The sequence below is a fragment of the Dethiothermospora halolimnae genome (assembly GCF_037577855.1).
Classification (GTDB): Bacteria; Bacillota; Clostridia; order Tissierellales; family VENL01; genus Dethiothermospora; species Dethiothermospora halolimnae.
Genome location: NZ_JBAKFX010000016.1, coordinates 40,202 through 56,967 on the forward strand (window position 1 = coordinate 40,202; position 16,766 = coordinate 56,967).

At 30.1% G+C, this 16,766-nt stretch carries 16 protein-coding genes; all 16 read left to right on the forward strand.

All coding sequences use genetic code 11. From position 1 onward, the window contains the following. Positions 1-128: 128 nt before the first annotated feature. The 16 genes from V6137_RS08540 (at position 129) to V6137_RS08615 (ending at position 16,745) form a co-directional block, all read left to right on the forward strand. Positions 129-389, forward strand: coding sequence for a YlmC/YmxH family sporulation protein (locus tag V6137_RS08540; RefSeq protein ID WP_425447491.1), 261 nt, complete (start codon positions 129-131; stop codon positions 387-389). 84 nt (positions 390-473) lie between these two features. Further along, positions 474-1,679 (forward strand): aspartate kinase, encoded by a 1,206-nt coding sequence (gene dapG / locus V6137_RS08545; protein ID WP_425447492.1) that lies wholly within the window; start codon positions 474-476, stop codon positions 1,677-1,679. Positions 1,680-1,791: 112 nt separating this feature from the next. Next, complete coding sequence (locus V6137_RS08550; protein WP_425447493.1) at positions 1,792-2,547, forward strand: ClpP family protease; 756 nt, start codon at positions 1,792-1,794, stop codon at positions 2,545-2,547. A 98-nt stretch (positions 2,548-2,645) separates the two neighbouring features. Next, the gene (locus tag V6137_RS08555) at positions 2,646-3,473 is read left to right on the forward strand and encodes an undecaprenyl-diphosphate phosphatase (RefSeq protein WP_425447494.1); all 828 of its coding nucleotides are present in this window, start codon (positions 2,646-2,648) and stop codon (positions 3,471-3,473) included. 69 nt (positions 3,474-3,542) lie between these two features. Next, complete coding sequence (locus V6137_RS08560) at positions 3,543-5,834, forward strand: FtsK/SpoIIIE family DNA translocase (protein WP_425447495.1); 2,292 nt, start codon at positions 3,543-3,545, stop codon at positions 5,832-5,834. 22 nt (positions 5,835-5,856) lie between these two features. Further along, a complete protein-coding gene (mnmH, locus tag V6137_RS08565; protein ID WP_425447496.1) occupies positions 5,857-6,903 on the forward strand; it encodes a tRNA 2-selenouridine(34) synthase MnmH in 1,047 nt (348 codons plus the stop codon). 14 nt (positions 6,904-6,917) lie between these two features. Continuing rightward, on the forward strand, positions 6,918-8,261 hold the full coding sequence (gene rimO, locus V6137_RS08570) for a 30S ribosomal protein S12 methylthiotransferase RimO (RefSeq protein ID WP_425447497.1): 1,344 nt from the start codon (positions 6,918-6,920) through the stop codon (positions 8,259-8,261). Continuing rightward, positions 8,245-8,790, forward strand: a complete 546-nt coding sequence (gene pgsA / locus V6137_RS08575) for a CDP-diacylglycerol--glycerol-3-phosphate 3-phosphatidyltransferase (RefSeq protein ID WP_425447498.1) — start codon at positions 8,245-8,247, stop codon at positions 8,788-8,790. The genes rimO and pgsA overlap by 17 nt, the downstream gene beginning before the upstream one ends. Positions 8,791-9,019: 229 nt before the next feature. Then, positions 9,020-10,066 (forward strand): recombinase RecA, encoded by a 1,047-nt coding sequence (recA, locus tag V6137_RS08580; RefSeq protein WP_425447499.1) that lies wholly within the window; start codon positions 9,020-9,022, stop codon positions 10,064-10,066. 122 nt (positions 10,067-10,188) lie between these two features. Further along, on the forward strand, positions 10,189-11,175 hold the full coding sequence (locus tag V6137_RS08585; RefSeq protein WP_425447500.1) for a metallophosphoesterase family protein: 987 nt from the start codon (positions 10,189-10,191) through the stop codon (positions 11,173-11,175). A gap of 2 nt (positions 11,176-11,177) precedes the next feature. After that, the gene (locus tag V6137_RS08590; protein ID WP_425447501.1) at positions 11,178-12,620 is read left to right on the forward strand and encodes an AAA family ATPase; all 1,443 of its coding nucleotides are present in this window, start codon (positions 11,178-11,180) and stop codon (positions 12,618-12,620) included. Between the two features lie 19 nt (positions 12,621-12,639). Then, a complete protein-coding gene (locus V6137_RS08595) occupies positions 12,640-12,891 on the forward strand; it encodes a hypothetical protein (protein ID WP_425447502.1) in 252 nt (83 codons plus the stop codon). A 10-nt stretch (positions 12,892-12,901) separates the two neighbouring features. Next, positions 12,902-13,564, forward strand: coding sequence for an AAA family ATPase (locus V6137_RS08600; protein WP_425447503.1), 663 nt, complete (start codon positions 12,902-12,904; stop codon positions 13,562-13,564). A 206-nt stretch (positions 13,565-13,770) separates the two neighbouring features. Then, a complete protein-coding gene (rny, locus tag V6137_RS08605; protein ID WP_425447520.1) occupies positions 13,771-15,303 on the forward strand; it encodes a ribonuclease Y in 1,533 nt (510 codons plus the stop codon). A 138-nt stretch (positions 15,304-15,441) separates the two neighbouring features. Beyond that, positions 15,442-15,702 (forward strand): stage V sporulation protein S, encoded by a 261-nt coding sequence (locus tag V6137_RS08610; RefSeq protein ID WP_425447504.1) that lies wholly within the window; start codon positions 15,442-15,444, stop codon positions 15,700-15,702. A 77-nt stretch (positions 15,703-15,779) separates the two neighbouring features. After that, a complete protein-coding gene (locus V6137_RS08615; RefSeq protein WP_425447505.1) occupies positions 15,780-16,745 on the forward strand; it encodes a dipeptidase in 966 nt (321 codons plus the stop codon). Positions 16,746-16,766: the final 21 nt, after the last annotated feature.

The window sequence follows — 16,766 nt, forward strand, 5'->3', positions numbered from 1 at the left end:
ATTTATAATCCTCTAATTTATTCCCTTTAATATCATATCTAATGTTATCATAAATGATAAAATAATATTTAAAGAGAAGAAGAAATAAAATATAATAATAAACAAATCAAAATAAGGATGGTGAGAGAATGAGATTAAGTAAATTAGGTGGAAAGGAAATAGTAAATCTAAACGACGGAGGTAGATTAGGGGTTATAGCAGATTCAGATTTAATAATAGATGAAAAGTCTGGAAAAATAATATCTATGTCTATACCTGATAGAAGGGGTCAGTTTAAATTATTTGGGGATAAAAGTGAAATAGAAATACCTTGGAACTCAATTAGAAAAATAGGTAATGATATGATTATAATTGAGTTTGATGAAAATAATAAAGAAGGATGGTTTTAGTTACCTTATTCTAAGATTATCATATAATATATTATAATGTAATATTAACATCATTATAATATGACTATCTTAGAAGGTGATAGAATGGAGATACTAGTTCAAAAATTTGGAGGTACATCTTTAGCTAATGAAGAAAATAGAGAGAAAGTAGCAGAAAAGATAATAAAAAAACATAGAGAAGGATACAAAATGGTTATAGTAGTATCGGCTATCGGTAGAAAAGAAAATCCTTACTCTACAGATTCATTAATTTCCTTAATAGATAAACGGAATATTAAAAAAAGAGAATTAGATTTATTAATGTCTTGTGGAGAAATAATATCTGCAGCGGTACTATCAAGCCTATTAAATTCTAAGAATATGAAAAATACAGTGTTAACGGGAAGTCAAGCAGGTATAGTAACAAACGACACATTTACAAATGCTAAAGTATTACAAGTTAATCCCAATGCTATTGTGAATAAATTAAAAGAGGATAATATAGTAATTGTAACAGGTTTTCAAGGAATTACGAAAGATGGTAACGTGACCACATTAGGTAGAGGCGGCAGTGATACCACTGCAGTACTATTAGGTGAAGCTATGGGGTGTAAATGTATAGAAATTTATACTGATGTAAATGGAATTATGACAGCAGATCCTAGGGTGGTTCCCGATGCCAAATTGTTAGAGAAATTATCCTATAAAGATGTTTATCAGTTAGCTGAAAATGGAGCTAAAGTAATTCATCCAAGAGCAGTGGAAGTGGCAGAGAGAAGTAATTTAAATTTAGTTATAAAGAATACACTAAAAGATTCTAAAGGCACTATAATTAATAATAAGAAAAATGATAATTTAGCTGAGCCCCGTGGCAAAATTATAAATGCAATAACTTGTAAGAACAATAAATCCCAGATAATAATATATAGGAATAAAAGAAATCCTTCTATAGAAAAATTAATGGATAAACTATCAAAAAATAATATTAGTATTGATTTGATTAATCTGTTATGGGATAAAATAATATTTACCATAGACAGTGATGATTTAGAAACAATAGAAGAGATTCTTAAAAATAATTATGATAAATTTAAAATAACCAATAATTGTTCTAAGATAAGTATAATTGGCCATAGAATGAAGGGACGTCCCGGGGTCATGAATAAAATAGTAAAGTCATTGTGTAAAGAAAATATTGACATCCTGCAAACATCGGATTCCCATACTACCATATGGTGTTTAATAAAAGAAAAAAATGCTACTAAAGCAATTAGATCTCTCCATAAAGAATTTCAATTAAATGAGAAATGATTTTTCTCCCTTTATTTTTAGCATATAATAATATCTTTAGTAAACAATATAATTATAGGTTTAAAAATAAATTTCTCAATTAGATATAATAAAATATAAGGAGTGGTCTAATATGGACTATAACAAAACAAATGAAAATATATATGAAAACTCTGGAAAAATTAAGCCTCCTGGAGGGAATCCCAACAAAAAAATAAATGTAACGAATAAAAAACTACAAAATCTTAAAGCAGTAGGAGTTCCTAATCTTCCAACTCCAAAGGAAGATATTCAGTTTATTTCAATAATCGGCCAGGTAGAAGGTCATAATGTATCACCACCTCAAAAGAAGGCTACTAAATATGAACATATAATGCCCCTTATTGTAGCGGCAGAGCAAAATCCTAAGATAAAGGGCATATTCGTTATACTTAATACTGTAGGAGGAGATGTGGAAGCTGGTCTAGCATTATCTGAAATGATAAATAGTGTTAGTAAGCCAACGGTATCCTTGGTATTAGGAGGAGGACATAGTATAGGGGTACCCCTTGCTACATCAAGTGATTATTCATTTATTGTTCCAACAGCCAGTATGACTATTCATCCCATAAGAATGACTGGCTTAGTTATAGGAGTACCCCAAACCTTTAGATATTTTCAGAAAATGCAAGAAAGAATAGTTGACTTTATATTAAGAACATCGACAATAGGTAGAGAAACATTTATGAAACTTATGTATGACACCGATGAACTTGCAAATGATATAGGAACTATTTTGATAGGTGAAGAGGCTGTAAAGCATGGATTAATAAATGAAGTTGGAGGATTTAGTTCGGCACTTAATAAATTAAAAGGTATGATAGATGAAAAAAAAGAAACTAAGGAATAGGTAACAATAGTATAATTGAATAGATTGTGATATAATTATTTAGTAAAGTGTTAATGGTTGCCATTAGCACTTTAACTTCGTTTAAGGGAGGAATATATATGTCCATTTTACATGCAATAATATTAGGAATTTTTCAAGGAGTTGCTGAATTCTTACCAATTAGTAGTTCTGGTCATTTAGTATTATTGCAAAACTTATTAACTGTAGAAGAGGGTAAACTTTTTTTTAGTGTCATGCTACACTTCGGCACATTAATTTCAATTTTTATTGTCTATTTTAAAGATATAGTTAAAATAGTTATTGAGTTTTTAAAGATGGTTAAAGAGGTATTTTCTAAAAAGGGATTATTGCTAAATAATCAATATAGGGTTTTGGCAATCATGATAATTATAGCTACAATACCAACTGGATTAATAGGAATATTTTTTAAAGACTTTTTTGAAGGTCTATATGACTCACTTACTGCAGTGGGGACAGCCCTTATAATAACTGGTATACTATTATGGGTTTCAGAGAAAAAAGCATCAGGAAGAAAGAGTGCTTCTGAATTGAAGGTTAAAGATGCTATAATAGTTGGCCTTTTTCAAAGTTTCGCAATTATACCCGGGGTATCTAGATCAGGCTCCACTATTGTGGGAGGACTTTTTAGAGGCTTAAATAAAAAGCTAGCAACGAAGTTTTCATTCTTATTGGCTATACCTGCTATATTAGGAGCAACAATTGTTGAAGTTCCTGATGCATTAAAAGAAAGTAGTGGAGCTGCATTTAATGCTCCTTTAATAATAGGTATTATATTATCTGCTGTAACAGGTATTTTTGCTATTAAAATATTAACAAAAGCCCTTGAAAAGGGTAAGTTACATTATTTTTCTTATTATGTATGGGCACTTGGAGTAATAGTAATATTAAGTCAATATTGGTCTTAATATTACTTTTCCCTATGTATAAAAGGATTATAGTAATAGATGTAGAATTAGTTCTATGGGGTGATTTTAATGGCTAGAAGTTTAAAAAATAAAAAAGGTAAAAATAAGAAGGCTAATAAAGAAATTAATAAAGAAATATTAGGGATTATTATAGTGACAATGGGTATATTTGCATTACTAAGTCTTCATACAGATAGAACGGGACCTTTTGGAAAGATAATAAAAAATATTTTATTTTATATAACCGGCTATGGAGGTTATATTATTCCCTTTGTAGTATTAGTAATTGGTATTTTATTTATAATTAATAGATTAAAGATAGATTATAATAAAAAAATACTATCTATTAGCATAATATTTTTATGTTACCTTATCATATTAGATATTAAAAATATTCCTTATACAGAGATAAATTTAATTGAAAAAATTAAATTATCGGTTGAATACTGGAAGATTGGAGAAGGCGGTGGTATATTAGGTTTCATTTTTTCATTTTTCCTATTAAAGATATTTGGAGTTATAGGGACTTACATAATAATAGCCTCTATGCTTATAGTTTGCTTTTTAATAATAACTAATACAAGTATAATAGATGTCATTAAAACATTTATGATAAAATTAAGAAAATTATTTTCATACTCCTATTCAGGTTTAAAGAATTTTGTATATGTAGATAATAAAAATAACAATAAGTTAAAGAAAACTAAAAAAGGTAAATTTAAAAATTCAAAAAACAGGATGAATAAAAAAGAAATATCCGAAAAGGATGATGAAATAGAGCAAAAAATTAAAATACTAGATTATACTAAAAGTAACACTGAAGAAGTGGCGTCTACCGCTGTAGAGGCTGTTGATAGAAAAGATATTAATGAGAAAGAAAATTTAAAGAAAACTAAGGAAAACAATGAAGATATAGAAGAACTAGAAATAACTTTTAGTAATGAATATAAAAATTATCAAATACCCCCTATAGATTTATTATCTGATGTAAAAACTAAGACAGATAAATATGAAAAGAAGGAAATTTTAAATAAAGCAAAAAAACTAGAAACTACATTAAGTAATTTTGGGATAGAGGCTAATATTACTCAAGTTAGTAAAGGACCTACAATTACAAGGTTTGAATTACAACCGGCACCGGGAGTTAAAGTTAGCAAAATTGTTAATTTATCTAATGACATAGCCCTTAGTTTAGCCGCTTCTGGTATAAGAATGGAAGCTCCGATACCTGGAAAATCTGCAATAGGGATAGAAGTCCCAAATGATAAGAAAATATCAGTTCCCATTAGGGAGGTAATTGAATCCGATGAATATAAAAATATTTCTTCTAAATTACCATTTGCATTGGGAAAAGATATAGGAGGAAAACCTATTATAGCAAGTATAGATAAAATGCCCCATTTATTGGTTGCTGGGGCGACGGGTTCAGGGAAAAGTGTTTGCATAAATACATTAATAACTAGTATATTATATAAATCAAATCCAGAGGAAGTAAAACTCCTTATGATAGACCCGAAAGTAGTTGAGCTTGGTGTATATAATGGGATACCCCATCTTCTAATTCCCGTAGTTACAGATCCAAATAAGGCTGCAGGAGCTCTAAATTGGGCAGTCCAAGAGATGACAAAAAGATATAAATTATTTGCAAAAGAAGGTGTTCGGGATCTTTCAAGCTATAATAATAAAATTGAAAAAACAGAAGATCAAGATAAATTACCACTTATAGTTGTAGTGATAGATGAGCTTTCAGATTTAATGATGGCATCTCCATCAGAGGTTGAAGATTCCATATGTAGACTTGCCCAAATGGCTAGAGCTGCAGGAATACATTTAATAATTGCAACCCAAAGACCCTCTGTGGATGTAATTACAGGAACAATAAAAGCAAACATTCCCTCTAGAATATCCTTTTCAGTATCGTCACAACAGGATTCTAGGACGATTTTAGGTATGAGCGGAGGAGAGAAACTACTGGGAAAAGGAGATATGTTATTTTATCCTGTGGGGGCGGCTAAACCTAAACGTATCCAAGGAGCCTTTATAGATGAAAAAGAGGTAGAAAGTATAGTGGACTTCTTAAAGCAACAATATAATGTAGATTATAAGGAAGAAGTAATCAATGATATAGAAAAAGATGTTAATTTAGATACCGATAATTCCGATGAATTATTGCCTAAAGCAATAGATATAGTAATATCAGATCAGCAAGCATCCATATCAATGCTTCAAAGAAAGCTTAGAATAGGATATAATAGGGCAGCAAGAATTATAGATGAAATGGAAGAAAGGGGAATCGTTGGGGGACATGAGGGAAGTAAACCTAGAAGAGTGCTAGTAACAGAGGACGAATTAGAAGGTTAGCATAGAAAAGAAGGTGAAGCAAATGATAAATTTGATTAATATAGATAAAGTAATATTTAATAAAGATTATTCTTTAATTGATGTTAGAAGTCCTAAGGAATTTGATAATGACTCTATACCAGGAGCTATTAATATTCCCATATTATCCGATAAAGAAAGGGAATATGTTGGCTATGTTTATAAACAGGTAGACTCTAATAAAGCTAAAGAACTTGGATTAGGTTATGCCTCTGAAAAATTAGTTGATATATATAAGAGAATTAAAGAAATCAAAGAAACAGGTAAGAAAATAGTTCTATTTTGCTATAGAGGGGGTATGAGAAGTAATTCAGTAGCTAATGTTTTGAATATAATGGGGGTCAATGTTTCCGTATTAAATGGAGGCTATAAAAGTTATAGAAAATTTATAGTTAACAATTTACCTAAATATAAAGATAAATTTAAATATATAGTAATCCATGGGTACACCGGTGTTGGTAAAACAAAGATTCTTGAAAGACTAGAAGACGAGGGACATCCAGTAGTGGATTTAGAGAAGCTTGCAAGTAATAGTGGATCTGTCTTTGGAGAAATGACATATGATAACCCTTCTACTTCACAAAAAAAATTTGAAACATTACTGTTTAATAACCTTTATAATTCAGATCATGGATACTTTTTCATAGAAAGTGAAAGTAAAAGAATAGGTAAGGTTATATTGCCTAATTTTCTGCATAAAAATATGAAAGATGGTTATCATGTTTTAATAAAAACAAATATGGAAAATAGGGTTAATAATATTGTAGAAGATTATATAAGTAGTGATATTAATGATAAAGATGAAAAAATAATAAAAGCTATTAAAAAGTTAAATAAGAGACTTGGGAAAATTAAAACTAATAAACTGATTGAAAGTATAACTAATAAGGATTATAATTTTGTCATAGAGACATTAATGACAGACTATTATGATCCTCTTTATGACTATTCCATTGATAAAATCAAAGAATATGATACAATAATTCAGTATGAGACTATAGAAGAAGCTAAGGATAAATTAATTAAATTTGCCAAAGAACATATTAGCTGAAGGGAGATATTTATATGAGTTACAACATAGCAATGGTGTCACTTGGGTGTTCTAAAAACTTAATAGATTCAGAAATAATGTTAGGAATACTGAAAAAACACCAATTTAATTTAACAGAAGAAATGGATGAGGCAGATATAATTGTTATTAATACATGTGGCTTTATTGATGCTGCTAAAGAAGAGTCCATAAATACAATAGTTGAGTTGGGACAGTATAAGGAGCATGGAAAATGCAAGGTGTTAATTGTGTGTGGATGTTTAGGAGAAAGATATAAGCAAGAGCTATTAGATGAACTTCCAGAGGTTGATGCAATAATAGGAACAGGGAACATTAAAGAAATTCCTGAAATAATTAATGAAACATTAAAGGGTAATAGATTAATTAGAACAGGGAAAGTAGACATTGAATATGATGATGATTTAACTAGATTACCTTTATCAAAATCTGCTACAGCATATATAAAAATAGCTGAAGGCTGTGATAATTATTGTACTTACTGTATAATACCTAAACTAAGGGGTAAATACAGAAGTAGAAAAATAGAGTCAATAATAGATGAAGCATCAAGATTAGCAGACCAAGGGGTTAAAGAATTAATATTAATTGCTCAAGATACAAGTAGATACGGGATAGATTTATATGATAAATTTATGCTTCCTAAACTATTAGATGAATTAAATAAAATAGAAAAACTTAAATGGATTAGAATACTATATTTGTATCCAGATGCATTCGATCAAAATCTAATAGATAGTATTAAAAGAAATAATAAGGTAGTTAAATACGTGGACATGCCGATACAGCATATAAATAATACAGTATTAAAGAGAATGAATAGAAATACTTCAAAAGAGATGATAAAGGAACTTATTTTAAAAATAAGAAAAGAAATCCCTAATATTATAATAAGGACCACAGTTATAGTAGGGTTTCCAGGAGAAACAGATGACCAATTTAATGAGTTATATGATTTTGCTAAGGAAATTAAGTTTGATAGATTAGGAGCCTTTACCTATTCTAAAGAAGAAGGTACTGCCGCAGCAAAGCTAGAAGACCAAATTGATGAAGAAATTAAATCTAATAGACAAAGTAAAATAATGGAGTTACAAAGGACCATATCATACGAGAAAAATAAAGATAAGATAGGGTCTGACTTTGAAGTTATAATTGAAGAAAAAATAGAAAATGAAAAAGTATATATAGGAAGAACTTATATGGATAGTCCAGAAATCGATGGCATTGTTTATATAGATTCTGACAAAAATTTAGAAATTGGAAGTTTTCAAAAGGTTTTAATAAAGGATTGTTTAGAATATGATTTAATGGGGGAGATCGAGAATGAATCTAGCAAATAAGCTAACTTTGGTTAGAATTTTTCTGGTTCCTATATTTATGTTTTTTTTATTGGTAAATATACCCTATGGAGAGTATATTGCAGCGGGGATATTTATATTGGCGGCATTAACCGATAGTCTAGATGGGTATATTGCAAGAAGCAGAAATCAGATAACTAAGTTTGGCAAACTCATGGATCCTTTAGCTGATAAGCTACTAGTTTCTTCGGCTCTAATATCCTTAATAGAAAAGGATCAAATTTCAGCTTGGATTGTTGTTATAATTATAGCTAGGGAATTTGCTATAACAGGATTAAGGGTTATTGCTGCTTCAGAGGGCATAACCCTTGCTGCCAATTGGTGGGGTAAGATAAAAACCATTACTCAAATAGTGGCAATAGTAGCATTATTACTTGATAATTATCCATTTAAGTATATAGGGATTCCATTTGATAAAATATCGGTGGCTCTAGCTGTTATTTTTACGATTATATCCGGTGTGGACTATTTATATGGCAATAGAAATGTATTTTTATCAAGTTCAAAATAATCAATTTACTAAGCATTATATTTTTCTTTTAAATGGAAATACTTACTAAATGATTGGTATTTAAGCAAATATTTAGTATGAAGTAGAGTTTATAGTACTGGACTTTATAAAAGAAGAAAAAATGTTATATAATATTTGACCAAAATATATAAATGTTATATAATAGTATCAGAACAGACGTTCGCAACCTTTAGAAAGGTAGGTGAGAACCAGAGAAATCTGGGTATATATGATTGAAAAGAAAAAAGCCTTAGACATGGCTATAAATCAAATTGAAAAGAACTTTGGAAAAGGTTCTATAATGAAACTAGGAGAAGATACTAAATTAAATATTGAGTCCATCTCTACAGGTTCGTTGGAGTTGGATATAGCCCTAGGAATCGGAGGAGTTCCAAGGGGAAGAGTTGTGGAGATATTTGGACCAGAATCATCGGGTAAAACTACTGTGGCATTACATATTGTTGCAGAAGCTCAAAAAAATGGTGGAGCTGCAGCTTTTATTGATGCAGAACATGCCCTAGACCCTGGATATGCTAAAAAACTTGGAGTAGATGTTGAAAACCTAATAGTATCACAACCGGATACTGGAGAACAGGGTTTAGAGATAGCAGAGGCTTTAGTACGTAGTGGAGCTATAGATGTAATAGTAATTGACTCGGTGGCAGCCCTAGTTCCTAAAGCAGAAATAGAAGGAGAAATGGGAGATAGTCACGTGGGATTACAGGCAAGATTAATGTCCCAGGCCTTGAGAAAATTAGCGGGAGCTATAAAAAAGTCAAATACAACAGCCATATTCATAAACCAGTTAAGGGAAAAAGTTGGGATAATGTTTGGTAACCCTGAAACTACTCCCGGAGGAAGGGCATTAAAATTCTACTCTTCGGTAAGACTTGACGTTAGAAGAATAGAAACTCTAAAAAATAGTGATGAGATGATAGGTAATAGAACCAGAGTAAAGGTTGTAAAAAATAAAGTTGCCCCTCCATTTAAAAAAGCTGAATTTGATATTATGTATGGACAAGGAATATCTAGGGAAGGTAATATCTTAGATGTGGCAGTTAAATGTGAAATAATAAAGAAGGCCGGTTCATGGTATAGCTATGGCGATGATAAGCTAGGTCAAGGAAGGGAAAATGCTAAGGATTTCTTAAAGGAGAATCCTAAGATAGCTAGGGAAATAGAACTTAAAGTAAGAAAACAAAATGGATTAGATGTACCTGAATTGGATAGTAATAATAAAGAAAAGGAAAATGACAATAAAAAGACTAAAAAATAAAGACAAAATATAACCTCCTATTATAGGAGGTTATATTTTGTTATAATATATATTAAGATTTAAATATAAGTATGAGAAGTTTCCATAATACTTTTATGGAAACCAAAAGAGGTGTTTTATATATGAAACTATTATTTTTTACTGATACCCATATTAGGGGTACAACTCCTAAAAACAGAAAAGATAATTTAACTGAAACTTTAGAAGAAAAGTTTTTAGAAGTGATAAAGTTAGCCGAAATCCATAAGGTCGATTACATTCTCCATGGTGGAGACTTATTTGATAGACCTGATATTTCCCCTTCTATTGTTAGAAGATTTGCTATTATCTTGAGGAAATTTAATGCTCCCATATATGCTATAGCGGGAAATCATGATACCTTTGGACATAATCCCAACACTATACATAGGACAATGTTAGGTATTTTTGATGCTATAAATTTAATTAATATTATAGGTAGGGAAGAAACTATTATCCTAGAAAAGAATAATATTAAAGTTCAGCTTACAGGACAGCCATATGTCTATGATTTAGATAGTGACCCTAAAAGATCAGGATATATAATAGATAGAATAGAAAATAAAGTAGACTATTCTATACATATGGTTCATGGGATGCTTTTAAATAAGCCTTTTATAGAAGGAATTCCTTATACATTAGTGGATGATATTGATAAAACAAAAGCTGATATAACCTTAAGTGGTCATTATCATTCCGGGTTTGGTGTTGTAACGAAAAATGATAAATATTTTATTAATCCCGGTAGCTTAATTCGAATAACTAATAGTTTAAGAGAAATAGATAGGACTCCTAAAATTGTATTAATAGACTTTTCTAATGGCATAAATGTAGATATGATACCATTAAACACTGCTAAACCTGGTAAAGAGGTTTTAGATAGGAAGCAAATAGAATTATCAATGTTTAGAAAGGAAAAAATAAATAAATTTAAACAGTCCATTGATGAGACATCAAGTTTTAATAAGCTAGATATAAATCATATACTAGAGGGTATAACAATAAATGATGGAGTATCAAAGGAAATAAAAGAAGAGGCCATAAGAAGAATAACACAGGCTCAAATGTCCTATAGAGAGGATGAGAACTAAAGATGAAATATATAAAAAAGGTAGTTTTAAATAACTTCCAGTCTCATAAATATAGTGAAATAGAGCTAACAAAGGATTTGAATGTTATAGTCGGACCTTCAGATCAGGGAAAGTCAGCAATAATAAGGGGTATAAAGTGGGTGCTTTTTAATGAACCCACGGGAACTTTTTTCATAAGACAAGGGGAAAAGGAATGTAGTGTTATATTAATATTAAATGATGGAACAAAGATAAAAAGGTTAAGAACACCTAGTAAAAACCTATATATTTTATACGATAAAGATGGAAAAGAGTCAACGTATGAAGGGTTTGGAACAAATGTTCCCCAAGAAATCTTAATAGCAACGGGAATAAAAAAAATTCTACTTAGTGGAAATAATTCGTCGGCTATAAATATAGGGGAACAGTTAGAAGGACCATTTCTATTATCAGAAAAGAATTCCACAAGGGCTAATGCCATAGGCAGACTTGTTGGTGTTCATATCGTGGATAAAGCTGTTTCAGACACATTAAAAGATTTAAGAAATTTTAATATGGAGAAGAGAAACATTTCAGATAAAGTAAAATCATTGGAATCTCAACTAAATGAATATGACTACTTAGATGATTTAAAGAATAAAATTGATAAATTAGAAAAATTAAAATCAAAGATAGCTGTAAAAAAAGAAAGACATAAAAATTTGAATGAAATAAAAGAAAAATTACAATTAAATAAACAGGAAATATTAAAAACTAAAGAACTAATAAATAAACTTAATACTGTGGAACAAATAGAAAAGATAAACTTTACAATAGAAAAGAAAATCTATAATTTAGCTAGACTTAAGGAAATATATAAACAGTATAATGGAGTTATATCTGATATTGAACTATATAATGAAATTGAAAAGAAACTTTCTAAAACCTCAGAACTTAATACTACAATTGAAAAATTACAGGATAGAATATCAACGGAAGAAAAAATAGTAGAACTGGCAGAAAAATATAAAACATTAAATAATAATATAAATTATATAAATCATTATTTAGAAAAATTAAAACATATTAATAAAATCGATTCTTTAATTGCTAATTTAGAAAGCACATGTACAATTTATAATGATCTGAAAAAAGTTAATGAAAAAATCAAAGATATATTTGAAAGACTAACCTTAGGAGAAAAGTATGTTAAAAAGTTTAAATCTATAGATATGGTTATATCTTATCTTAATAATATCAAAAAAAAGGTAGACACTTTAAATGAAATGATTAGACTTAAGGATAAAGTAAATTATAATAATAAAGAAATCTCAAATACAAGAAAAAGCTTAGCAAGATATAGTAAAGATATAACTTATTTATTAAAGGATTATGAAAAGCTATTAGGTGAGATAGAGGTTTGTCCTGTGTGTTTTAATAAAATTGATATTGATGCCATAAAAAAAATAGTTAATAGTTATAAATAATAAACTGGAGGTAAGAAGGATGACAGATCATGAAAAAAAATTAACGTCTTTAAAGGAAGATTTAGAAAAGGCGAAATCATTAAAATATAGAGCAGAAGCAAAACTAGAACAATTAACGCAACAAAAAGAAGAACTGACTAAGGAATTAAATAAATTAGGAGTTAAACCCGATGAAGTTGATGATAAAATTAAAAAATTAGATAATGAAATAACAGAATTATTTAAGGAAGCTAATAAACTATTGCCAAGGGATATTTTAAATAGAAAGTAAGGTGTTTAAGATGAAAAATTCTGTTAAAAATATTGAAGAGTTGGATGAATATTTAGTCCATATTAAAGAATTTTATACTAGGGAGTCTATAAAAAAGGAGAGAATTAAACAGGAACTTAAAGAAAATTCTAAAAAACTTAAGGTTTTAATAAAAGACATAGATATATTAGAAAAAGTTAATATTCTTCTTCAAAAAACTTCAGAGTATGCAAGGGAACAATCTAAAAAGCAGATTGAAAAGCTAGTGACAAATTGTTTGAAATATATTTTTGAATCGGATATAGAATTTAAAATTGAAATAGAGGAATTATACGGGAAACCAAATGCGGAGTTTTATGTAATATCTAAATATGAAGATGAGACCATAGAAACTAAACCAGAGCTATCAAGGGGTGGGGGTGTTATAGATATAATTTCTTTGGCTCTTCGGATTGCTTTCTTACAAATACATAAGCCAAATGTGGAGGGCCCAATAATTTTAGATGAGCCGGCAAAACATGTTAGTCAAGATTATATTTTTAACGTAGCAAACTTCCTAAAAGAAATATCTGAAATGTTTAATAGACAAATAATAATGGTTACCCATAACGTCCATTTAGCTTCCATATCTCCAAACTCTTACAGAGTAGAATTAAAGGGAAGCGAAAGCATAGTATCTACTATGGAACCATAGTAATACATCTTGACATATTTACGTAAAAGTAATAAAATAAAATACGAATATTAGTATTTTATTTTATTATATTTACTTTAATATCAAGTGTCATTGTTAAATTTAAAAGACTGATATTAACTGGTCTATGCTTTATTTCTGATGTAATGATTAAATGTAAAAAGAAAATGTAACTTGAAAACTGAATACGAAGGAGGTGCTTTACCATTTATTATTTAGCAATAGGAGTACTAGGTGTTGTAGTAGGTGCTTTTGTAGGAATTTATATTAGAAAAACAATAGCTGAAGGTAAAATCAATAGCGCAGAGGAATTAGCTAAAAAAATAGTTGAAGATGCCAACAAAGAAGCTGAAACAACAAAAAAGGAAACCCTTCTTGAAGCTAAAGAAGAAGTTCATAAAATGAGAAATGAAATTGATAAAGAAAGTAGAGAAAGAAGATATGAACTTCAAAAGCTAGAAAGAAGGCTTGTTCATAAAGAGGAAACTATAGATAGAAAAAGTGAAAACCTAGAGAAAAAAGATGAACGTTTAAATAGGAAGATCAAACAACTTGAAAATAAAGAAAAACAAATTGACGAGTTGTATGATAAGCAATTAGAAGAACTTGAAAGACTGTCTGGTTTAACCTCAGAAGAAGCTAAACAATTATTATTAAACGATGTTAAGAAAGAAACTAGCCACGAAGCAGCATTAATGATTAAAGAAATTGAAAATAAAGCTAAAGACGAAGCTAATAAGAGGGCTAGGGAAATCGTTGGATATGCAATTCAGAAATGTGCAGCTGACCATGTTGCAGAAACAACTGTAACAGTAGTGTCATTACCAAATGACGAAATGAAAGGTAGAATAATCGGTAGAGAAGGACGTAATATCAGAACTTTAGAAACCCTTACAGGAATCGATCTAATAATAGATGATACTCCTGAAGCTGTAATACTTTCAGGATTTGACCCTATTAGGAGAGAGATAGCTAGAATAGCATTGGAAAAATTAATTGTAGACGGTAGAATACATCCAGCTCGAATAGAAGAGATGGTTGAGAAGGCGAAAAAAGAAGTTGATAGCCATATTAGAGAACAAGGGGAAGAAGCTGCATTTGATACAGGAGTTCATGGACTTCATTCAGAACTCATAAGATTATTAGGAAGATTGAAGTTTAGAACTAGTTATGGTCAAAATGTACTTAAACACTCTATAGAAGTTTCTCATTTGGCTGGAATTATGGCATCTGAGTTAGGTGCTGATGTGAAAATTGCCAAAAGAGCAGGTTTATTACATGATATAGGTAAAGCTGTAGATCACGAAATGGAAGGTCCCCATGTAGCTATAGGTGTGGACTTAGCAAGAAAATATCGTGAAGGCAAAGACATTCTACATGCCATCGAGGCCCATCATGGTGATGTAGAACCTAATACTATAGAAGCAGTTATTGTACAAGCAGCAGATGCCATTTCCGCAGCGAGACCAGGTGCTCGTCGTGAAACCCTAGAGGCCTATATAAAACGTTTGGAAAAACTAGAAGGTATTGCTGATGGCTTTGAAGGTGTTGAGAAATCCTATGCAATACAGGCTGGTAGAGAAATACGTATTATGGTCAAACCTGAAATAATTGATGACACTGAGTTGATTCATATAGCCAAGGATATTGTTAAGAAGGTAGAAAATGAGCTAGAATATCCTGGACAAATAAAAGTAAACTTAATAAGGGAAACAAGAGCCATAGAATATGCAAAATAAGAGGAGAATTATCTCCTCTTTATTTTTTTATCTACTATTAGAAATTTTTTCAATGGAAAAAGAGGATTTTTTTGTTATTTGTAGAATAAAGAATAGGAGATATAATATAAAATAAAATAATTAGAGGGGGCTTTAATAATGGATGTATTAAAAGTATCAGCGAAATCAAACCCAAATTCTGTTGCAGGAGCATTAGCTGGCGTATTAAGAGAAAGAGGTAATGCCGAGATACAAGCTATAGGTGCAGGAGCTTTAAATCAAGCTGTAAAAGCTGTAGCTATTGCCAGAGGTTTTGTCGCTCCTAGTGGTGTAGATTTAATTTGCGTTCCAGCATTCACCGATATTGAGATTGATGGTGAAGAAAGAACTGCTATAAAATTAATTGTAGAACCTAGATAATTGTTAAAAAACCTGCTAATTGCTAAGCAGGTTTTTATCTTTTTTAGTGTAGTTATATAAAGTATGGAGGTGTTTTTGTGGAAAACTATAGAGTTGATGCCCATTGTGATACTCTTTTAGGTCTTGACAAATCCTTTATAAAATCAGATTCTAGAGAAGGAAGCTTTTATAGTAATGATTCTATAGCGGTTGATATACGCAAGATGCAAGAAGCTAATCATGATCTCCAGTTTATGGCTGTCTTTATAAGTCCGATATTTAATCCCCATTCCTCTTTGAAGATGTGCTTACATTATATCGATTTGTTAAATAGAAAGGTAGATAATAATAGTGAGTATGTATCATTAATCACTAACTATAAAGAACTTAAAGAAAATAAATCTAAAGGTAAAATATCCCTTCTACTTTCCTTGGAGGGTGGAGAAGCTTTAACCGATGATATAGCAGTACTTAGGGTTTTATATAAGTTGGGACTTAGATGTATTACTCTAACATGGAACCATAGAAATAATTTAGCTGATGGAGTAGGAGAATCTATAACAAATGGTGGTTTAACTAACTTCGGAAAAGAAGTAGTAAAAGAAATGAATAGATTGGGTATAATAATAGATGTATCCCATTTATCTGAACCTGGTTTTTGGGACGTTGCAGATTTAACTACAAAGCCTATTATAGCTTCCCATTCCTGTGCCTATAGGCTATGTAATCACAAAAGAAATCTTAAAGACCATCAGATTAGAAAAATATCTGAATTAGGAGGAGTAATTGGAGTTAATTATTATACTGAATTTTTAGAGAATGATCCTAAAAAAGCCAATGTTAAATCTATAGTAAATCATATAGAGTATATAGCTAATGTGGGTGGAATAGAGTCAGTGGGTCTAGGATCAGACTTTGATGGTGCTAAGACTCCTGGGGACATTTCTGATATATCTAAAACCTATAAGATTAAGGATGAAATGAAGAAAAGGGGCTTTTCCCATGATGACATTAATAAAGTTATGGGAAATAACTTTGTAAGGGTTATAAAAGATATTTTATAAACTATTTTAAGAGGATGATAT

Excerpts from the sequence above, each read along its gene's own strand:
- V6137_RS08540 (WP_425447491.1), top strand. The coding sequence starts at position 129 with ATGAGATTAAGTAAATTAGGTGGAAAGGAAATAGTAAATCTAAACGAC.
- pgsA (WP_425447498.1), top strand. The coding sequence starts at position 8,245 with ATGAATCTAGCAAATAAGCTAACTTTGGTTAGAATTTTTCTGGTTCCT.
- mnmH (WP_425447496.1), top strand. The coding sequence starts at position 5,857 with ATGATAAATTTGATTAATATAGATAAAGTAATATTTAATAAAGATTAT.
- V6137_RS08600 (WP_425447503.1), top strand. The coding sequence starts at position 12,902 with ATGAAAAATTCTGTTAAAAATATTGAAGAGTTGGATGAATATTTAGTC.
- recA (WP_425447499.1), top strand. The coding sequence starts at position 9,020 with ATGATTGAAAAGAAAAAAGCCTTAGACATGGCTATAAATCAAATTGAA.
- V6137_RS08595 (WP_425447502.1), top strand. The coding sequence starts at position 12,640 with ATGACAGATCATGAAAAAAAATTAACGTCTTTAAAGGAAGATTTAGAA.
- V6137_RS08590 (WP_425447501.1), top strand. The coding sequence starts at position 11,178 with ATGAAATATATAAAAAAGGTAGTTTTAAATAACTTCCAGTCTCATAAA.
- V6137_RS08585 (WP_425447500.1), top strand. The coding sequence starts at position 10,189 with ATGAAACTATTATTTTTTACTGATACCCATATTAGGGGTACAACTCCT.
- dapG (WP_425447492.1), top strand. The coding sequence starts at position 474 with ATGGAGATACTAGTTCAAAAATTTGGAGGTACATCTTTAGCTAATGAA.
- V6137_RS08610 (WP_425447504.1), top strand. The coding sequence starts at position 15,442 with ATGGATGTATTAAAAGTATCAGCGAAATCAAACCCAAATTCTGTTGCA.
- rimO (WP_425447497.1), top strand. The coding sequence starts at position 6,918 with ATGAGTTACAACATAGCAATGGTGTCACTTGGGTGTTCTAAAAACTTA.
- V6137_RS08560 (WP_425447495.1), top strand. The coding sequence starts at position 3,543 with ATGGCTAGAAGTTTAAAAAATAAAAAAGGTAAAAATAAGAAGGCTAAT.
- V6137_RS08555 (WP_425447494.1), top strand. The coding sequence starts at position 2,646 with ATGTCCATTTTACATGCAATAATATTAGGAATTTTTCAAGGAGTTGCT.
- V6137_RS08550 (WP_425447493.1), top strand. The coding sequence starts at position 1,792 with ATGGACTATAACAAAACAAATGAAAATATATATGAAAACTCTGGAAAA.